The sequence below is a fragment of the Streptococcus sp. KHUD_017 genome, from assembly GCF_054861245.1.
Genome location: NZ_CM142175.1, coordinates 227,662 through 244,640, shown reverse-complemented (window position 1 = coordinate 244,640; position 16,979 = coordinate 227,662). Strand labels below are relative to the sequence as shown.

The 16,979-nt window shown below is 40.2% G+C and carries 15 protein-coding genes; 2 read left to right on the top strand and 13 right to left on the bottom strand.

The features are described 5' to 3' along the window. Positions 1–162 precede the first annotated feature (162 nt). Positions 163–1,866, top strand: a complete 1,704-nt coding sequence (ilvD, locus tag ACVAMZ_RS01175) for a dihydroxy-acid dehydratase (protein WP_461684803.1) — start codon at positions 163–165, stop codon at positions 1,864–1,866. A gap of 56 nt (positions 1,867–1,922) precedes the next feature. On the opposite strand, the gene ACVAMZ_RS01170 is transcribed toward ilvD, so the two are convergent. The 3 genes from ACVAMZ_RS01170 to tgt form a co-directional block, all read right to left on the bottom strand. Further along, positions 1,923–2,264 (bottom strand): metal-sulfur cluster assembly factor, encoded by a 342-nt coding sequence (locus ACVAMZ_RS01170; RefSeq protein ID WP_006155627.1) that lies wholly within the window; start codon positions 2,262–2,264, stop codon positions 1,923–1,925. Positions 2,265–2,380: 116 nt separating this feature from the next. Beyond that, positions 2,381–4,198, bottom strand: coding sequence for an acyltransferase family protein (locus ACVAMZ_RS01165; protein ID WP_461684802.1), 1,818 nt, complete (start codon positions 4,196–4,198; stop codon positions 2,381–2,383). 134 nt (positions 4,199–4,332) lie between these two features. Then, positions 4,333–5,475 carry a tRNA guanosine(34) transglycosylase Tgt gene (gene tgt, locus ACVAMZ_RS01160; protein WP_004250663.1) on the bottom strand — a complete coding sequence of 381 codons (1,143 nt, stop codon included), beginning with the start codon at positions 5,473–5,475 and terminating at the stop codon, positions 4,333–4,335. Between the two features lie 116 nt (positions 5,476–5,591). Between tgt and ACVAMZ_RS01155 the strand changes: the two genes are divergently transcribed. Beyond that, on the top strand, positions 5,592–6,449 hold the full coding sequence (locus ACVAMZ_RS01155; RefSeq protein ID WP_414312134.1) for a DUF975 family protein: 858 nt from the start codon (positions 5,592–5,594) through the stop codon (positions 6,447–6,449). 50 nt (positions 6,450–6,499) lie between these two features. Here ACVAMZ_RS01155 and ACVAMZ_RS01150 read toward each other — a convergent pair whose 3' ends face one another. The 10 genes from ACVAMZ_RS01150 to thrC form a co-directional block, all read right to left on the bottom strand. After that, complete coding sequence (locus ACVAMZ_RS01150) at positions 6,500–7,927, bottom strand: cytosine permease (RefSeq protein WP_153225648.1); 1,428 nt, start codon at positions 7,925–7,927, stop codon at positions 6,500–6,502. Further along, the gene (locus ACVAMZ_RS01145; RefSeq protein ID WP_153225647.1) at positions 7,927–8,112 is read right to left on the bottom strand and encodes a hypothetical protein; all 186 of its coding nucleotides are present in this window, start codon (positions 8,110–8,112) and stop codon (positions 7,927–7,929) included. Before ACVAMZ_RS01145 ends, ACVAMZ_RS01150 begins: the two co-directional genes overlap by 1 nt. Position 8,113: 1 nt before the next feature. Next, on the bottom strand, positions 8,114–9,892 hold the full coding sequence (locus tag ACVAMZ_RS01140) for a phosphotransferase (RefSeq protein WP_461684801.1): 1,779 nt from the start codon (positions 9,890–9,892) through the stop codon (positions 8,114–8,116). Positions 9,893–10,245: 353 nt separating this feature from the next. Next, entirely contained in the window at positions 10,246–10,608 is a 363-nt protein-coding gene (locus ACVAMZ_RS01135; protein WP_461684800.1) for a DUF1304 domain-containing protein, read from the bottom strand. Between the two features lie 10 nt (positions 10,609–10,618). Next, complete coding sequence (locus tag ACVAMZ_RS01130) at positions 10,619–11,044, bottom strand: MarR family winged helix-turn-helix transcriptional regulator (RefSeq protein ID WP_461684799.1); 426 nt, start codon at positions 11,042–11,044, stop codon at positions 10,619–10,621. A 159-nt stretch (positions 11,045–11,203) separates the two neighbouring features. Beyond that, positions 11,204–12,067 carry a DUF2262 domain-containing protein gene (locus ACVAMZ_RS01125; protein ID WP_461684798.1) on the bottom strand — a complete coding sequence of 288 codons (864 nt, stop codon included), beginning with the start codon at positions 12,065–12,067 and terminating at the stop codon, positions 11,204–11,206. Between the two features lie 150 nt (positions 12,068–12,217). After that, positions 12,218–13,312: a LysM peptidoglycan-binding domain-containing protein gene (locus ACVAMZ_RS01120; RefSeq protein ID WP_461684797.1), complete on the bottom strand. Its 1,095-nt coding sequence runs from the start codon at positions 13,310–13,312 to the stop codon at positions 12,218–12,220. 177 nt (positions 13,313–13,489) lie between these two features. Next, entirely contained in the window at positions 13,490–14,104 is a 615-nt protein-coding gene (locus tag ACVAMZ_RS01115; protein ID WP_461684796.1) for an HAD family hydrolase, read from the bottom strand. A 3-nt stretch (positions 14,105–14,107) separates the two neighbouring features. Further along, a complete protein-coding gene (locus tag ACVAMZ_RS01110) occupies positions 14,108–15,388 on the bottom strand; it encodes an MATE family efflux transporter (RefSeq protein ID WP_461684795.1) in 1,281 nt (426 codons plus the stop codon). A 60-nt stretch (positions 15,389–15,448) separates the two neighbouring features. Then, positions 15,449–16,933, bottom strand: coding sequence for a threonine synthase (thrC, locus tag ACVAMZ_RS01105; RefSeq protein ID WP_461684794.1), 1,485 nt, complete (start codon positions 16,931–16,933; stop codon positions 15,449–15,451). Positions 16,934–16,979: the final 46 nt, after the last annotated feature.

Sequence of the window (16,979 nt, the reverse complement as noted above, 5' to 3'; positions counted from 1 at the left end):
AATAGTATATCAAAACTTTTTTGTAAAGTAAAGTTACTTGACAAAAAAAGTTGTATTTTTTTATCGTACACTGCTGAATTGTCTGAAAATTTAAAAATTTTCTTCTGTTATTCATGTAAAAATTGTGCTATAATGGAACAAACTGAAATGGGAGGGACTTGAATGACAGAATTAGATAAACGTCACCGCAGCAGCATCTATGACAGCATGGTAAAATCACCTAACCGTGCCATGCTTCGTGCGACTGGTATGACAGATAAGGACTTTGAAACACCGATTGTTGGGGTCATCTCGACTTGGGCAGAAAACACACCGTGTAATATTCACTTGCATGACTTTGGGAAGTTGGCTAAAGAAGGTGTTAAATCTGCTGGTGCTTGGCCTGTGCAGTTTGGAACCATTACGGTAGCCGACGGTATTGCCATGGGAACACCGGGTATGCGCTTTTCCCTAACGTCTCGTGATATCATCGCGGATTCTATCGAAGCTGCTATGGGTGGTCACAACGTGGATGCCTTCGTCGCTATCGGGGGTTGTGACAAGAACATGCCTGGTTCCATGATTGCCATTGCCAACATGGATATCCCAGCTATTTTCGCTTACGGTGGTACTATCGCCCCTGGAAAACTGGATGGCAAAGACATCGACTTGGTTTCTGTATTTGAAGGAATCGGTAAGTGGAATCACGGCGATATGACAGCTGAAGACGTCAAACGTCTGGAATGTAATGCCTGCCCTGGCCCTGGTGGTTGTGGTGGTATGTACACTGCCAATACTATGGCGACTGCTATCGAAGTTTTGGGGATGAGTTTGCCAGGTTCTTCTTCTCACCCAGCTGAATCTGCTGATAAGAAAGAAGACATCGAAGCAGCCGGTCGTGCAGTTGTCAAAATGCTTGAACTTGGTATCAAACCTTCAGATATCTTGACTCGTGAAGCCTTTGAAGATGCCATTACAGTGACAATGGCTCTAGGTGGTTCTACTAACGCCACTCTTCACTTGCTTGCTATCGCCCACGCAGCTAATGTTGACTTGTCACTTGAGGACTTTAATACCATTCAAGAACGTGTACCTCACTTGGCCGACTTGAAACCTTCTGGTCAGTATGTCTTCCAAGACCTCTACGAAGTTGGTGGTGTGCCTGCGGTTATGAAGTACTTGCTGGCAAATGGATTCCTTCATGGAGACCGTATCACATGTACTGGTAAGACTGTCGCTGAAAACTTAACTGACTTTGCAGATCTTACTCCAGGTCAAAAAGTCATCATGCCACTTGAAAATCCTAAACGTGCGGACGGTCCACTTATCATCTTGAACGGTAATCTTGCTCCTGACGGTGCAGTTGCCAAGGTGTCAGGTGTTAAAGTTCGTCATCACGTTGGTCCAGCCAAGGTCTTTGACTCAGAAGAAGATGCTATCCAAGCTGTCTTGTCAGATGAAATTGTTGATGGCGACGTAGTCGTTGTTCGTTTCGTTGGACCTAAGGGTGGTCCTGGTATGCCTGAAATGCTATCACTTTCATCAATGATCGTTGGTAAAGGCCAAGGAGACAAGGTTGCCCTCTTGACAGACGGACGCTTCTCTGGTGGTACTTATGGATTGGTTGTTGGACATATCGCTCCTGAAGCTCAGGATGGTGGACCAATTGCCTACCTTCGTACAGGCGATATCGTTACGGTTGACCAAGATACAAAAGAAATTTCCATGGCCGTTTCCGATGAAGAACTTGAGAAACGCAAGGCAGAAACAACCTTGCCACCACTCTATAGCCGTGGTGTCCTTGGTAAGTATGCCCATACCGTATCTTCTGCATCACGTGGTGCCGTTACAGATTTCTGGAATATGGAACAATCTGGTAAAAAATAAGCAAATCAAAAGCAAGCCTCAACTGGCTTGCTTTTTTATATTTTCAAAATAAATCATTATCGTGGAGGTAGCCCTAGAGCTATACGCCCATAACGACTAATGCGTGTAATCTTCCATGCTGGAGACCAGGTAACCTCAACCTTGACATCCTCAATCCCAGTAATTTGTTTTAAACCTGCCACAATCTCGATTGGCAGACTTTCTGCACAGTCACAGGCAGTATCAGTGAAGGTCATAACAACTGTACAAAGGCCAGCCTCATCTAAATGAATCTCATAAATCAATCCAAGATTGTATACATCTAACTCTACATCTGTATCATAAACTTTTTCGAGTACTTCAATGATTTGATCTTCCAATGCTAGAGCACGATCATTAATCTTGATGTCTTCTCTCATTGCATTCCCTCCATTTTTTGATTGTTCCTATTTTCTCATAATTCTGACAATTTGGCAAGTTTTTCCCAATTCTCGTTAAAGCAAAAAGTAGAGATACAATCTCTACTTTTTAGTGATTATTTTGATTTGACAGGTTTGTCTGCGAGAGCTTTAACGGCAGCATTAATGGTTTCTGCGTATAGTTTAGCTCCTTCATCCTGCTTGGTCGTATCACTACCGAAGTGAACCTGGTCTGTCCCTTTCCAAATCTCTGGATGATCTTTGGATACTTGATTCCAATCTGCAAGTGCAATATATGGATATTTTTGTGCCAATTCACGCGCATAGTTTGCATATTGTTCTACATAAGGTTGCGTTTCCTGTGTTGTATCCCCCTCATATGGAGTCACTAGAACAAGCTGATGCCCTTTCGGAAGATTTGTTATCAGTAGATCCAAATCAGCCTTATAATCTTCAGGATTATTAACGCCAGTCGCGATGACTACAATTTTAGGCAAGGCTTTATTCTGACTGTAATTCAGCATCAATGCATTTGCTTGTTTAGTATTTCGACTGACCTGACCATCAATCTGAGCATCTGGTAAGATTTCTTTCAGCCCTTCTGAAGCACGCAAGGTGACAGAATCTCCAATGATGGACACGCCATCAGCTATGTTGTAGCGACTGGCTTCTGCTTGATCGGCCATCGTTTTTGTTCGAGTAATATTAGTTTGGGCTTGATTGAGCCCAGTAACCATCAAATCCGTTTCAAAGGCACCTACTTGTGGAGCTATCAGAATCACAACCAAGGTAATCAAACTAAGAACTCCAACACTACCAGCAAAGATTGGTTTGATGTGCGGAATTTCTTCTGCCATTCGCAAGAGTTTACTAGACTTCCCTGCAATGAAAGGTTCGATCATATAGAAAGAAAGGGTAGCAAAGAGATAAGAGAAGATAATTGTTAGAATCACTGCCGGTATATTCCCCATCAATTGAGAGAAAATAATATAAAACGGCCAGTGGAAAAGATAAACAGCATAGCTGGTATCTGCTAAAAAACTGATAACCTTTGGTTCTTCGATTGTCGGAGTTTTCTCGTGCAACAGTCGTGCTGCAACAATCATCAGAAGCGCAGCCAAGCTTGCCAACAAGAAACCAAACAAATAGGCAAAGAGATAATTGAATTTTACAAAGAAGGTCAATAAGAGCAAGACTCCTAGACCCGCCCCAAAGACTAGTAAGGTTTGTCTCAAATCCAAGCTTCTATTTAAACGTTTGAGAAGAGGCGTTACATGGCGAACACCTACCAAGGTCGCAAGTATACTTCCTAAGAAGAATGGAAAGACATGAGTCAAAGTTGAGAAGTAGAGTGTTGAGTAGGAGCTAACAATAAAGCTACCAATAAACATAGAAAGGAAGCTAATCATAAAGGTTGCTGAGGAAAGTAGGAAAATCATTCCTCGTAGTTGTCCACTTGTCTTTGCATGTTTGGACAAGAACCAGACTGCTAAACCCCACAAGATATAATAATGAACTTCAACAGCTAAGCTCCAGTTGTGAACAAAGAGGTGAGGGATAAACTGAGATTCATAACTTCCTCCTGTCAGCATTTCATAGAAGTTAGTCATAAATCCTAGAACACCAGCAATTTGACCACCAATTCCTGCCACATAATCCTGACGAACCAAGAAGGTGAAGGGCATAACGACGAGAACCATCAAAACAACCGGCGGAAAAATCCGATAGAAGCGTCGTCTAAAAAATCCTAGGACATCAATCTTACCTTTTTGTCCAAATTCTTCTAATAATAGTGAAGTAATTAAAAAACCTGAAAACGTGAAGAAGACGTCAACACCAAAGAAACCTCCTGGGAAAAGCGTCTGAAAGAAATGGTACAAGAGTACCAAAAGCAAACCTGTAATCCTAATCAAGGAAAACCATTTAATACGCATACGAGTTTATTCTCCATTCATTAGATTAGCAAAAAAGCCATCTAACTCTCAATCCATAATACCTTTATTTTATCAAAAAAAACAGAAAAATCCTAAGATAAAACTTAGGATTTTTAGCTAACATTAAGTTAAATTTAGAAATTACGTCCAGACTTGTTATAGCCATATTTTTCAACAAAATGCTCACGGAATTCCAAGAGATTGTCATCCATGATAGCCTGGCGAACCTGCTTCATGAGGTTGAGCAAGAAGTAGAGATTATGGTAACTTGTCAAGCGGATACCAAAGGTTTCATCAGCCTTGAGCAAGTGACGAAGATAGGCACGGGTGTAGTTCTTACATGTGTAGCAATCACACTCAGGATCAAGTGGTGTGAAGTCCTCCGCAAACTGGGCATTCTTGACAACCAAACGACCTTGACTGGTCATACAAGTCCCGTTACGAGCGATACGAGTCGGCAAGACACAGTCAAACATATCGACACCACGAATCACCCCATCAATCAAGCTATCTGGCGCTCCCACTCCCATCAAGTAACGAGGTTTGTTCTCAGGAAGCAGTTGGGTTGTGAAGTCCAAAACTGCATTCATCTCTTCGTGGGTTTCTCCAACTGCTAGTCCTCCGATAGAATATCCTGGGAAGTCCATACTTACAAGGTCATGAGCTGATTGACGGCGAAGATCTTCAAATCCTGCCCCTTGTACAATCCCAAATAGACCTTGATCATGTGGACGACGATGAGCCTTTAAACCACGCTCTGCCCAACGGCTAGTACGTTCAATCGATTTTTTCACATAATCATAAGGTTGATAAAATTGAGGACATTCATCAAAAGACATCATGATGTCTGAGCCTAGATTGTTTTGAATAGAAATGGCCTTTTCAGGTGAAAGAAACATCTTAGAACCGTTGAGGTGGTTCTTGAAGGTTACCCCTTCTTCTGTAATATTACGACTGTCTGCTAGGGAATACACTTGAAATCCACCGCTATCCGTTAAGATTGGTTGGTCCCAATTCATGAACTTGTGAAGACCTCCAGCACGGGCAATGAGTTCGTCCCCAGGGCGAAGCCACAAGTGATAGGTGTTGGATAGGATAATTCCTGACCCCATCTCTTTCAATTCTTCTGGCGACTGAGTCTTGACCGTTGCCTGAGTCCCTACTGGCATAAACATAGGCGTCGGGAAGGTTCCATGGGGTGTGATAATCTCACCCAAACGAGCTCCTGTGTGTTTTTCTTTTTTAATCAATCGATATTTGATTGGCGAATCTGACATTTTTTACCTCCGAAGCTGGGAAAGACAGTCCCAGTTCTTACTTTGCGCCTAAGGGCATACTGTATGATTCTATCAAAAAAAACAGGAACTGTCACGAACTATGGTATAATGAAAGAATGAAGTACCCAAAAATTAATTTAAAAGAAGTTCGCCAGCAGGCTAGACAATTTCAAGCCGAGCATCCTCGCTTGCTGCTTGTCTTTTTATTACCAAGTATTCTCTTTATTCTATCGAGCTTTATCAGACCTTTATCCCTACTTGATGAAGGCATTCTTGAACAGTCCTTCTTGAGTTTTCTAGGGATTACAATCCAGTCTGCTCTCTTTCCGATAGCCGTTGGATTTACAAGTTCCATCATCCTAGCTGGTGCTCTCTTTACCACGATTAATCTTTACAGAATTTCTGAGATAGAGCTGTCCTTTAAAGATAGCCTGTCCTTGCTTGACAACCGCTTCTTTACCCAGACATTTCTAACGCTCTTACTCAAGCGTTTCTACCTCTTTTTATGGAGCATTCCTAATCTTTTTGGAGTTTACTTGCTTTTTTATAGCAGTGCAATGGCTCGTAAATTCGTGGAACTTCATCCCGAGTTTCCATCTGTCGACGTGACCAATCCAGATATCGAACACTTCCTACTTACTTTCGCTCTCTATTTCTTTGGTAGCGTCCTAGTAATGATTTTAGGAACCATTATCTATCTGCCACAATATTATGCCTATTCCCAAGTTGAACTACTTTTATGTGACACCCTTGCAATCGGAATTGCCAAACCGAGCCGCGTGCTGCATACCAGCCGCTTTCTCATGAAAGGCTATAAGTTCCAACGCTTTGTACTTGATTTACAACTACTTCCTTGGTATATCCTTATCTGGATTAGCTTTGGAATTGCAAGTATCTCTATCTTCCCTTATATCTATAGTAGCCAAATCTTCTTCTATCAAAGGCTGCTTGAGATCAAGCGGAGAAAAGTTTAATGTTAGTGATTAAAAACCAGCACCTTCTATGGAAGGTGCTGGTTTTTTAATTAAATGGTCACTTGATCTCTGTCTTTAATCATGTAGTGTTTTAATGGAGTTAGGCTTGCCAACCAATATAGGAAGCCACCAAAAATCGCCGTAAAGCCACTACCTGTTGTGATTAAGAAGATCGAACTTTGAATTTGTTTAGTTAGGGGATTGTAAACAAAGAGTACCGCAACTAACAGAGATACGAATACACAAGACAAACCAACTAAATTAAATCCCTTAGTAAACTCATAAGCCTGATGTCCATCTAAGAAATAAGCTGATCGTAAATCTAATTTCCGTTTTCTTATCAAGAAATAATCAACAACAATCATTCCAATAATAGGTCCTTGAATATAAGCTGCAAGCGAGATAAAAGAACCAAAATATTCTTCTACGCCACCCCAAATTGTTAACGCACTCACATAAATCATGGCAATCCAAACCATTAGTTTATAGCTCACCTTAGGCATACCGCTTTTAACAATCATACAGTTCACATAGGATCCTGTCCCTTGAGTTCCAATATTTGCAAAAGCTACTAGCAATAAACTAAGAAGAGCAAAGGTAGGAGTACTCAAGGTTGAAAGCATCGCAGTTGGATCACTCTCGTAAACTCCTGTTCTTACAAACATAGCTAGAGCCATAACACCACCCGTCGCAGCAAAGAATGGTGCTACCACGCCATAAGATAAAGAAGTAGCCCAATACCCACTACGTTCTGATTTTGCTAAACGTGGTAAAATTAATGCTTGCGTCGACCAAGAAAAGGCAGTCGCTACATTCCCCTCTCCTGAAATCATAAATCGCTCTAGCGGGCTCAAATCTCCTTGTACTGCTGGTTGAACGTTCATAATGTCAGTAATCGGAACTGCTACAAAACAAATTCCAACGATAATCAATCCAACAACTAGTAAAGCAATTACCATAAACCGATTAATACCTTTTATAACCTCTGGTCCACCAAGAGCAATCAAGGTCCCCAATAAGACACAAAGTGTCCCAAGAATTGGTGCCCAAATCCCCTTCTCCAGTCCAAGGCCGAAATTATTAGCTAGATGAATCATAGAACTGGCAAAAAGATTTGCAGTAACTGCATACCAACCAAAATTTGCTAAACTGATAGTTGTTGACAAAAATGCCACTCCACGCTTCCCTAAAACCGCTCGAAGCCAAATCCATAAATCAATTCCGTATCTCACTGCAAACAAGGTGGGAAGACACTCGATAAAGACCCAAATAATATTAAAGCTAAAAATATTGATTAACATCTGGCTGAAGGTCAAATATTGAGCAACATACGCTCCTTGTGTGTAACACCAAGTTGCAATCGCAAAACCACTTGTTGATAAAAATAGATCCCAGAAAGAATATTGCCGATCCTTACTAGTCATTGGAACAATCCCAGTTATGGTTTCTTGTTGAATAAAGTCGGTCGTTTTCGACATTATTTAATTCCTCCTGTCATAGCTAAGATAATCAAGATTAGATTAATTCCAATGATAACACCAATCAAAGCAAAATCTTTTTTTAAGAATGGTTGCGCAAAATCATAGTCTGGAGATTCCATTTCTTCCAGTCTTCGTTTCGTTTCATCTGCTACCAATTGTTCAATTTCAGATACAGATTTCATCTTATTTTTCTCCTAGATATAACTCTAATGAAAGTTGTCCGTATTGTCTGGTAAATCGATACCAAGTATAAAGAAATTCTCCCACAGGTTTTCCAACACTCTCTTGGAATAAGGCCCACAAGAACCAATAATAAGATGTCACTGCCACATAGGCTAAATAATGACGTCTTGTTTTTGTATCTGGAACTTCTTGCAAGTAAATCTCAAGTACTTTCTCAGCTTGTTCAACAGTATAATTCGAACAACCAATGAAGGTACCTAAATCCCCTGCAGGGTCCCCCATACCAGAATACTCCCAATCAATCAGACTCATCTCCTCTTGTTCGTTTAGGAGAAAATTAGGGCTATAGGAATCTCCATGACATAAAACTCTCTCAGTGTCATCCTGTTTTAAAAATTCTCTAATAGTTGAAATGTTTTTATCGAGTTCATCAAGTCCATCAAACTCAAAACGATTGCTAGCCTTCAATTTTTCTCTAAAATCATCAATCCCTACAAATAAATCAAAATTATGGGTTGTCTTCTCTCCAGACTGATGTAGTTTTCTCAAGAGCCCCATAGCTTTTTCTACATGATCCCAATTATCATAATCAAGCGGTCTAGCGTTAGGGATAAATTCTGAAATCTTCCACCCTTCGTTTTTATCCATTGCAACAAATGTTCTGTCTATTTGCAGTTTTGCTGCAATTTCCATAGAAGCCGCTTCGCTTGATCTGTTGATATATTTTTCAGTTCCTCTTCCAGGATGACGGTAAACATATTTTTTATCAAGACAATCAAAACTAAAGGATGTATTGGTCAAACCATCTTTGAGTGGTTTAATATGAACAATATCCGAAGCATCACAATTCAAGGTCTTGCAGATGTTATCAATAATCTCAGAATTAGAATTCATCAAGTAGCGGTCATCAAATTGACGCAACTCATCTAAGGAATCAAATTCTTTAACAATATCCGCTGAATAATGACGAGCTTCTAGATGCAATTCATGAACATTACGGGTATAGTAATCTTCCCAGAGCTGTTCTTTATAGGGCTCGTGTTTAAACTCAGTTTCTAAAATTTTTACGAATTTTTCACTAAAGGCACGGTCAAAATACACATGGCCTACCATAGCCCAAGTGTTTTTCCCACCAATTTGTATATCAACAATCATGTTGTTGGAGTCTTCGGTAGCACAATATTCGTCTGTCTCGCCTTCCACAAATATTGTTGAATAGTAGCCTCTATAGATATATTTTTCAAATGGGTTTTCAACAAAATAATTATCTGACGAACAAATATAGGTATTTGACAGCTGATCTCTGACTAGCATTAGTGATGAACAGTTGTTGTATTTGTAGTAGTCATTGTTTACAACGATTTTTACACCATATTTTTCTGCAAGGTAAAACATTTTTTCCTGCATATATCCTACAATAACTGTAATATCCTCTATACCTGCCTCTTGTAACTGTTCGATTTCTCTTTCAATCAGACGTTGTCCTTTGACTTTTAACAATCCTTTTGGTACTTCGTAAGACAATGGTGCAAATCGGCTACTCATTCCAGCAGCCATAATGACTGCATTTTGAACACGAAAAGGCTCTAAAGCTTCTTTTCCTAACTCAGATAGGTGACCTTCTTGATCAATCCAATTAGCTTCTTTCATTTCTTTAAGCAGGGAATTAATTGTTCCTAAAGAAACTTCCAATTGTTCCGCTAACTGTCTTTGTGTAAACTCCTCCTGTGGATGCTCTTGTAAAAAAGACAGTAGTTTAAATTGTTTTTCTGAAATCATATTGATAACCTCTTTTTGTTCAATGTTTGTTTAAAAAAATTATAGTATGAACAGTCGCTTTTGTCAAGTATTATCCCAATAAACTTTAATAGTAAAGAAGTAGTCTTGAATAACATGACCACGCATTTCCATAAGTTTTTAAAGATTTACAAATAGCACTTCCTTAACCACACTGAAGTAAACCAACTTAAAAACAAAAATTCGTATAAAAGTCTAATCGTAAATAAAAAAGCGAACCATACTTGTTTCTGATACTCAGAATTCTATCTTGTCCGCTTTTTTATTTAATTTATCAAGCATAAGGATTTATAATAATGGATTCTTAAATCCAATACTTTTTCCACTTCCGCTTTTTATCTCAAGAAAAGGATACTCAAGAGTGCTAGGATTGCTGGTCCGCCTTGCTTTAGAATGATTTTTTTATCTGCTGTTAAGGCACCATAAGTCGCTGCTCCTATGACAAACAACACAAAGATTGTTACGATTTCTAAGCTATGCGAGAAATAAATCCCATAGATAAGAAACACCCCAATCAAAGCATTATAAATACCTTGATTTTTAAACAGTGAGGTAACAGATGGTCGAATCAACTCTTCCTTTTCCATATTAAAGACTCGACTGGTTGCGTCTGATTGGGTTGCGATACTCTCCAAATAAAAGATATAAAAATGTTCGAGGGCAACCATAGTTGCTAAAACAGTAGTAATGATTGACATAGTGTTCTCCTTAAAATTCTATTTTTTCTAAACCTGAGACTAGTTTTGTCAGTAAGGTTGTCAGTTCTTTCTGCTCACCAGGCGATAAGATGCCCTCCATCTGTTCCTTCACATTCAAATGATATTTAGGTGGATTAACTAATAGTTGATTCTTAGCTTCTTGGGTTAATTCAACTAGGACTTCTCGCTGATTGATTGGATTACGCGTACGACTGGCATAGCCCTCTGACTCTAAAATCTTAAAATGACGGGTCAAAGCTGCCTGGTCAATCTGTAACTTCTCCTGAACGGCAGTTTGGTTACACGGTGACTTTTGCAATAAAAACTGCAGAATTTGATAGCGGGTCAAACTAATTCCCAATTGTTTCTCAAAAAGTTGAGTAATGGTCTGATCTACTAAATGGAGCTGGTAGAGTAATTCATTGATTTCTGACATTGTTCTTCCCTTGTTGATATTTGATTTGTCAATAATTGACTTATCAAGCATAATACAAGCAGGTTAAAAAACGCAACTATTTTGCTCACTCCGAAAACATAGCCTCTTGGTTTCAATCCCAAAAGGCTATGTTTCTTATATTCTAGATAAAATCCAGCACTAACCTACCAAATCTGCTCGAAGGATTTCTCCCTCTTTATCAATGACGACTTCAATGGCATGGCCTGCAAAAATTTCCTCGCTATCATCATAGTAGAGGGTCAATTCCCCATCTTCGTTGATCGATAGTTCACTCAAGGAAAGAGAGTTGGTGAAATACTCTTCTGTTAACTCCACATCATTTTCATCCGAATCTATCCAGTCTTGAGCTGCTTCCCACAGTTCTTTGACAATATAGTCTTTAATCCGAGCATCTTGGACTTGGAAGGTTTCCATAAATTTCTTTAGATCATCGAAAGAACTTGGAGGAAGACTTTCATCTGCATCCGCAACAAAGATAGCATGAATCTTACCGCCCTCATAAGTGATGAAGCCTTCAAACCAAGAATAGGCTCTATTTAAGGTGAATTCACCAATATCGTCTTGAATGATGACTGGTTTTTGATAGGTTTCAATCAAGGTCTCTAATCTAGCATCCGTGGATTGGTCATCTAAATATTCCAGCAAATGGTAGCAGTTGTTAGCAACTTCTGACATATAAGGCTCTAACTCCATGAAGGGACGTTTTTGACATTTGATACGGTGAACTTTGTAGGGCTCAAAGCTAAAACCCCAATGCTTTTCTTCAAATTCTTCCTTAGTCAGGAGCCATTCCAAACGTCCTTCAAGTTCAGAGAACTCCTGGGTTGCGACATTGACACTAGCTTTAAAATGAACGGACGGCATGAGACAACCATCTTTTAATGAAGCAGCTCCATTTACATTTTGGAGGGTAAAAATCAAGAGTTCGACAATTTCACCACAAAATTCCTCTTCAAAATCATCTCTTGTTTTCTCAAATGGAGTTTTTAATCGGTTTGTCATCTTTATCATCCTTTCTCTCTATGCTTAAAATTGCCGGTATAGTTTTGTATTCGCTTACATTTTATCATGTTTGATATTTTTTTTCACTTGTAAATACTATTTTTATAAAAAAAGAAGCTACACTTTTAAATGTATAGCTTCTTATTATTCTTAGTTCATAGATACGTGAACGTGGTCATAGTGGTTTTCTGTTACGCTACCACGGTCTGGCATTGGATTCCAAGTGTAAGCTGGTCCGTATTTGCTATCAAATGATGCGTAGAAACGTTGTTTCCAGATGATGTAGCTGATGCCACGGCTAGCCATATTTTGGATAGCATAATCTGCAATTTGATCACCGAGAGCCGATCTAACTGGGACCATGAAGTCAATCGCTAGACCTTTTCCGTGGTCACCTGGATCTCCTGGACGGTAACCACTAAATGATGTGATACCAAACAAGTTCGCAACTTCTTCTTTAAATGCCGCTGTTTGTGGTTGGAGACCTGCATTTTCTGATTTTGAAGCTGCAATACTTGCATAATCAGGAGCCGCTGGCGCTGTATAAGTTGCTGATGCACCTTGGCTTGATTCAGCTTGATAAGTTGCTGGAGCTGATTGAGCTTCTGTTACTTCTTCAGTAGTAGCTTCTGTTGTAGTTGTTTCTTCCACTACAGGCGTTGTAGCCTCTGTTGTTGCTTCTTCTGCCGGTGTTGCAACTTCTGTTGTTGCTTCTTCAACTGTGGTAGCTGTTTCCTCAGCAGCAGGTGTTTCTGTTACAACTTCTGTTGTTGCTTCTTCTGACGATACTGTAGTTTCTGCTACAGCTTCGGTTTCTTCAACTGGTTGTGTCAAATCTTCGACTTGAACAGTTTGTTCATCTACCGTTACTTGATTCGTTGTCAAATCTGCTGTTGCACTTGCTACATCAGAACCAACTTCTTGAGGTGTATAAACCTCAACCTCTGTTACTTCTTCATTGTCGTTAACAGTTGTAGTCAGTACAGTTTCTGGGAAAATCAAATCAATATTAGTGATTTTGTTCAAGTTTGCAAGGACATTTAAGTCCACTCCCAAGGCCTCTGCAATCGTGCTTAGGGTATCTCCGTACTTGATTGTGTAACTTGTTTTGTTTTCACTTTTAGCAACATCGTTTTGAATTTGCTCAACTGTACGTGGCGACCATACAATTTCTTCTGCTTGAGTTGCCAAGGTAGGGGCAAGTGATAGAGCCACTGTTGATGCTAAAATAATTCGTTTCTTCATACTATTCAAACTCCTTTTCAAATGTAGTACCTGTCTATCATAACATAAAGAAAAAATTAAAAAAGCCCTTTGGGGGCTATTTAATAAAACTGTCTAAACTCTGTAACAAAGCACATTAATTGAAATAGTTCGTATGAATTTTGTCACAAAGCTGACATATTCTCTTTCATAAAACTTTCATAAAGAGAGAGAAGGAATATCCGCTAAACAAGAAATCTGATGATTGCAATCCACCGGAGCTCCAAGGAAATTGATACTCTGAATGCCACTATTCTGAGCAAACTCGATATCCAAAGTACGGTCCCCTATATAATAGGTGCGGTCTGGTTTTAAATGGTATTTGCTGATAAGGTAGGTCGCTGCTTCTGGACTTGGTTTACGAGCAAAACCGCTTTGACTAGTCAAGATTTCTGTGAAATAAACATCCAAGCCCAAATCTCGTAAAATAGTCAAGGCATTATCGCCTTTGTGGGTGTAAACAAATTGCTGAATTCCTTGCTGATTTGCCCAGGCTAAAACCTCGCGCCCCCCCGGCATCAAGATGACCTGGGCATTCTTTTCAGCCAAGCTCTGAGCACGAACTTGATTGAGCCTATCAGCATCCAAGCCTCTTTCTTCTGCCACTTGCACCAGCAAATCCTGAACAGAGTATTTCAAGATAAAAGCTCGAACTTCTTTCTTATTGTAAGGAAGAGAAAACTGACGATAGGTTTCCTCAATTCCTGCTAAGATGGCTTCATAAGAATCCAGTAAGGTTCCATCTAAATCCCAAATAAAAGCCGTTTCTTGCATTTCTTATCCTTTCAATGTCATATAAGATTTGTAACGATAGCGCAGGAAAATCCAACGGAAACCATTATCCAAAAGCGTTCCTGCCCAGATACCAGGCAAACCCCATCCAAGAACAATTCCCATCAGGTAACCAGTCCCAATACGGATGCACCACATTCCAATACTTGTCGCATAAAAGGGAAGTCGAGCATTTCCCAAACCTTGCCAGACAGCTGTATAAATGACCGTTCCCGTTGTCATAGGAGTCCCTAAAAGTGAAAAAAGAGTCACTAAAACACTGGCTTTGATAGCCACAGGATCGCTGGTGTAGAGATAGCTTAGTGGTGTCCCGAGAGCATAGATACTAAGCGTTAAGGGCAACATGAGAAAGAAAGACAAGCAAAAAGTTTGCTTACTTAGTCTGTCCACCCTTGTCCAATCATTCTCCCCTACTGCTCGTGCTACCTGCATAACTGTTGCCGTAGCAACACCAAAAGCAGGCATGTAGTTAAATTGAGTCAAGACTTCACCAATCGCGTTTCCTGCGACAGCCTCTGTCCCAAAGGAAACAACTAGGGCAATAATAACCACATCTCCAGCTCGCATCATGAGACGCTCTCCCGCTGCAGGTAAAGCTAAGGTCAGCAAGTCTTTGTCCAGTCCAAACCTTGGCCTCGTATATGGAAGTTTTAATTGTGACCACAAAATTACAACCCCGATCAAACGAGACAAAATAGTCCCCCAAGCTACACCAGCTATCCCCATATCAAGGATAAAAATGGCGACACTTGAAAAGACAATATTCAAGGCATTGGACAAGAGACTCACATAGAGCGGCAGCCGAGGATTATGAGTAGCACGAATCAAGGCACCCAGACTAGTCATCAAGCCCAGGAGAACGATTGTCCCCCCAACTAAAGCTAGGTAAAGTCCACCACTTTCAGCGACCGCTTCTTCCGTCCCCAAAAGACCTATCATCTCTTGTCCTGCAAAGATGGACAAGGCTCCTAAAAATAAACTCAAGAGTAGGGTGATTTTGAGTGCTTCTGTCACATGGTAGGCCAGTCTAGACTGGTCCTTCTGCCCCAAACTTTTTGAAATGACGCTTGAAATCGCAGCTCCTAGAGCAATAAAAATTGCCTGGTAAATGGTAATAATATTACCAGCTACTGACACACCCGAAATGGCTATCAAACCTAGATGGGCCACCAGATAACTATCCACCATTCCCATGAGCATCTGCAAGAAATTTTCACCCATGGCTGGCAGGGCTATGTTGAGAATATCTTTATATTTCTTAAACAATCCTTCCTCCTGATGAAAAGAAACTCAGTTAGTTGCCCAACCGAGTTTACTTCCTCTGTTTTAAAGTCCTAGATAAGATTCTACTGCAGCCTGCATATCTGCTGCTGCAACAATTGTCTTGTGACGAACCGGAGCTGTTTCGAGACCATCAACTGCTGGTGGCACTGCTACTCCTGAGATTTCATGTAATTGAGCCAAGGCCTCAAAGTCACTAAGACCTGATTGTCCAGTCACAGCTTCTACTGCAACGACTGGGAATTTGTATGGACTAGCTGTTGAAGCAATCACAGTCTTAGTCGCATCACCTGTCGCTGCTTGGTATTTTTTATAAACAGCTGAGGCAACCGCTGTATGAGGATCCTCAATATAAGAATCTGATTCGTAAACACGCTTGATTTCTGCAGCTGTTTCTGCTTCAGTGGCATGCTCAGCTGCAAAAAGGTCAAGGATTTCTTCATCAAAATCTGTCAACTCATACTGACCTTGAGTGTTTAAAGCATTCATAAGTTCAGCTGTCTTAACCGCATCATTACCCAAAAGGTGGAAAATCAAGCGCTCCAAGTTTGAAGACACTAAGATATCCATAGATGGGCTAGTGGTCACTTTAAACTCACGCTTCTTGTCATAAACACGAGTTTTAAAGAAATCTGTCAAGACATTGTTGTCATTTGAAGCACAGATTAACTTGCCGACTGGTAGACCGATTTGTTTGGCATAAAAGGCAGCCAAGATATTTCCAAAGTTTCCTGTCGGTACGGTGAAGTTAACCTTATCACCTGCATTAATTTCGCCAGTTTTAACAAGCTGAGCGTAGGCATAAACATAATAGACAATCTGTGGGACCAAACGACCAATATTCATAGAGTTAGCTGATGAGAACTGGAGCTTGTTGGCTGCCAATTTCTCACGAAGAGCCACATCATTGAACATATGTTTCACGTTTGTTTGAGCATCGTCAAAATTTCCATCAATAGCGATAACATGGGTATTTTCGCCCGTTTGAGTGGTCATTTGTAACTCTTGTACCTTGCTGACACCGTCTTTTGGATAAAAAACGATAATTTCAGTTCCTGGAACATCTGCAAAACCTGCCATAGCAGCTTTCCCAGTATCTCCAGATGTTGCTGTCAAGATGACAATCTTGTTTTCCAAGCCATGTTTCTTGGCAGCTGTTGTCATAAAGTATGGCAAGATGGACAAGGCCATATCCTTAAAGGCAATGGTTGAACCGTGGAAAAGTTCCAAGTTGTATTGACCATCAAGTTTTACAAGAGGGGCAATTGCTGGTGTATCAAACTTGCTGTCATAGGCGTTGGTGATACAGTAGTCCAACTCTTCTGCTGTAAAGTCATCCAAGAAAGCTGACAAGACAAGCTTGGCCACTTCTTGATAAGAAGCGTCTTTCAATGTGTCAAAATCCAAATCAACCTTTGGATAGCTAACTGGAGTAAATAAGCCTCCATCTGTTGCCAAACCTTGCAAAATCGCTTGGCTGGCTGTCACTGTATTTTTCGCATCACGCGTTGATTGATAAACTAATGTCATAAATCTCTATCCTTTATCTATAGTCTCATTCATTATAACATGATTT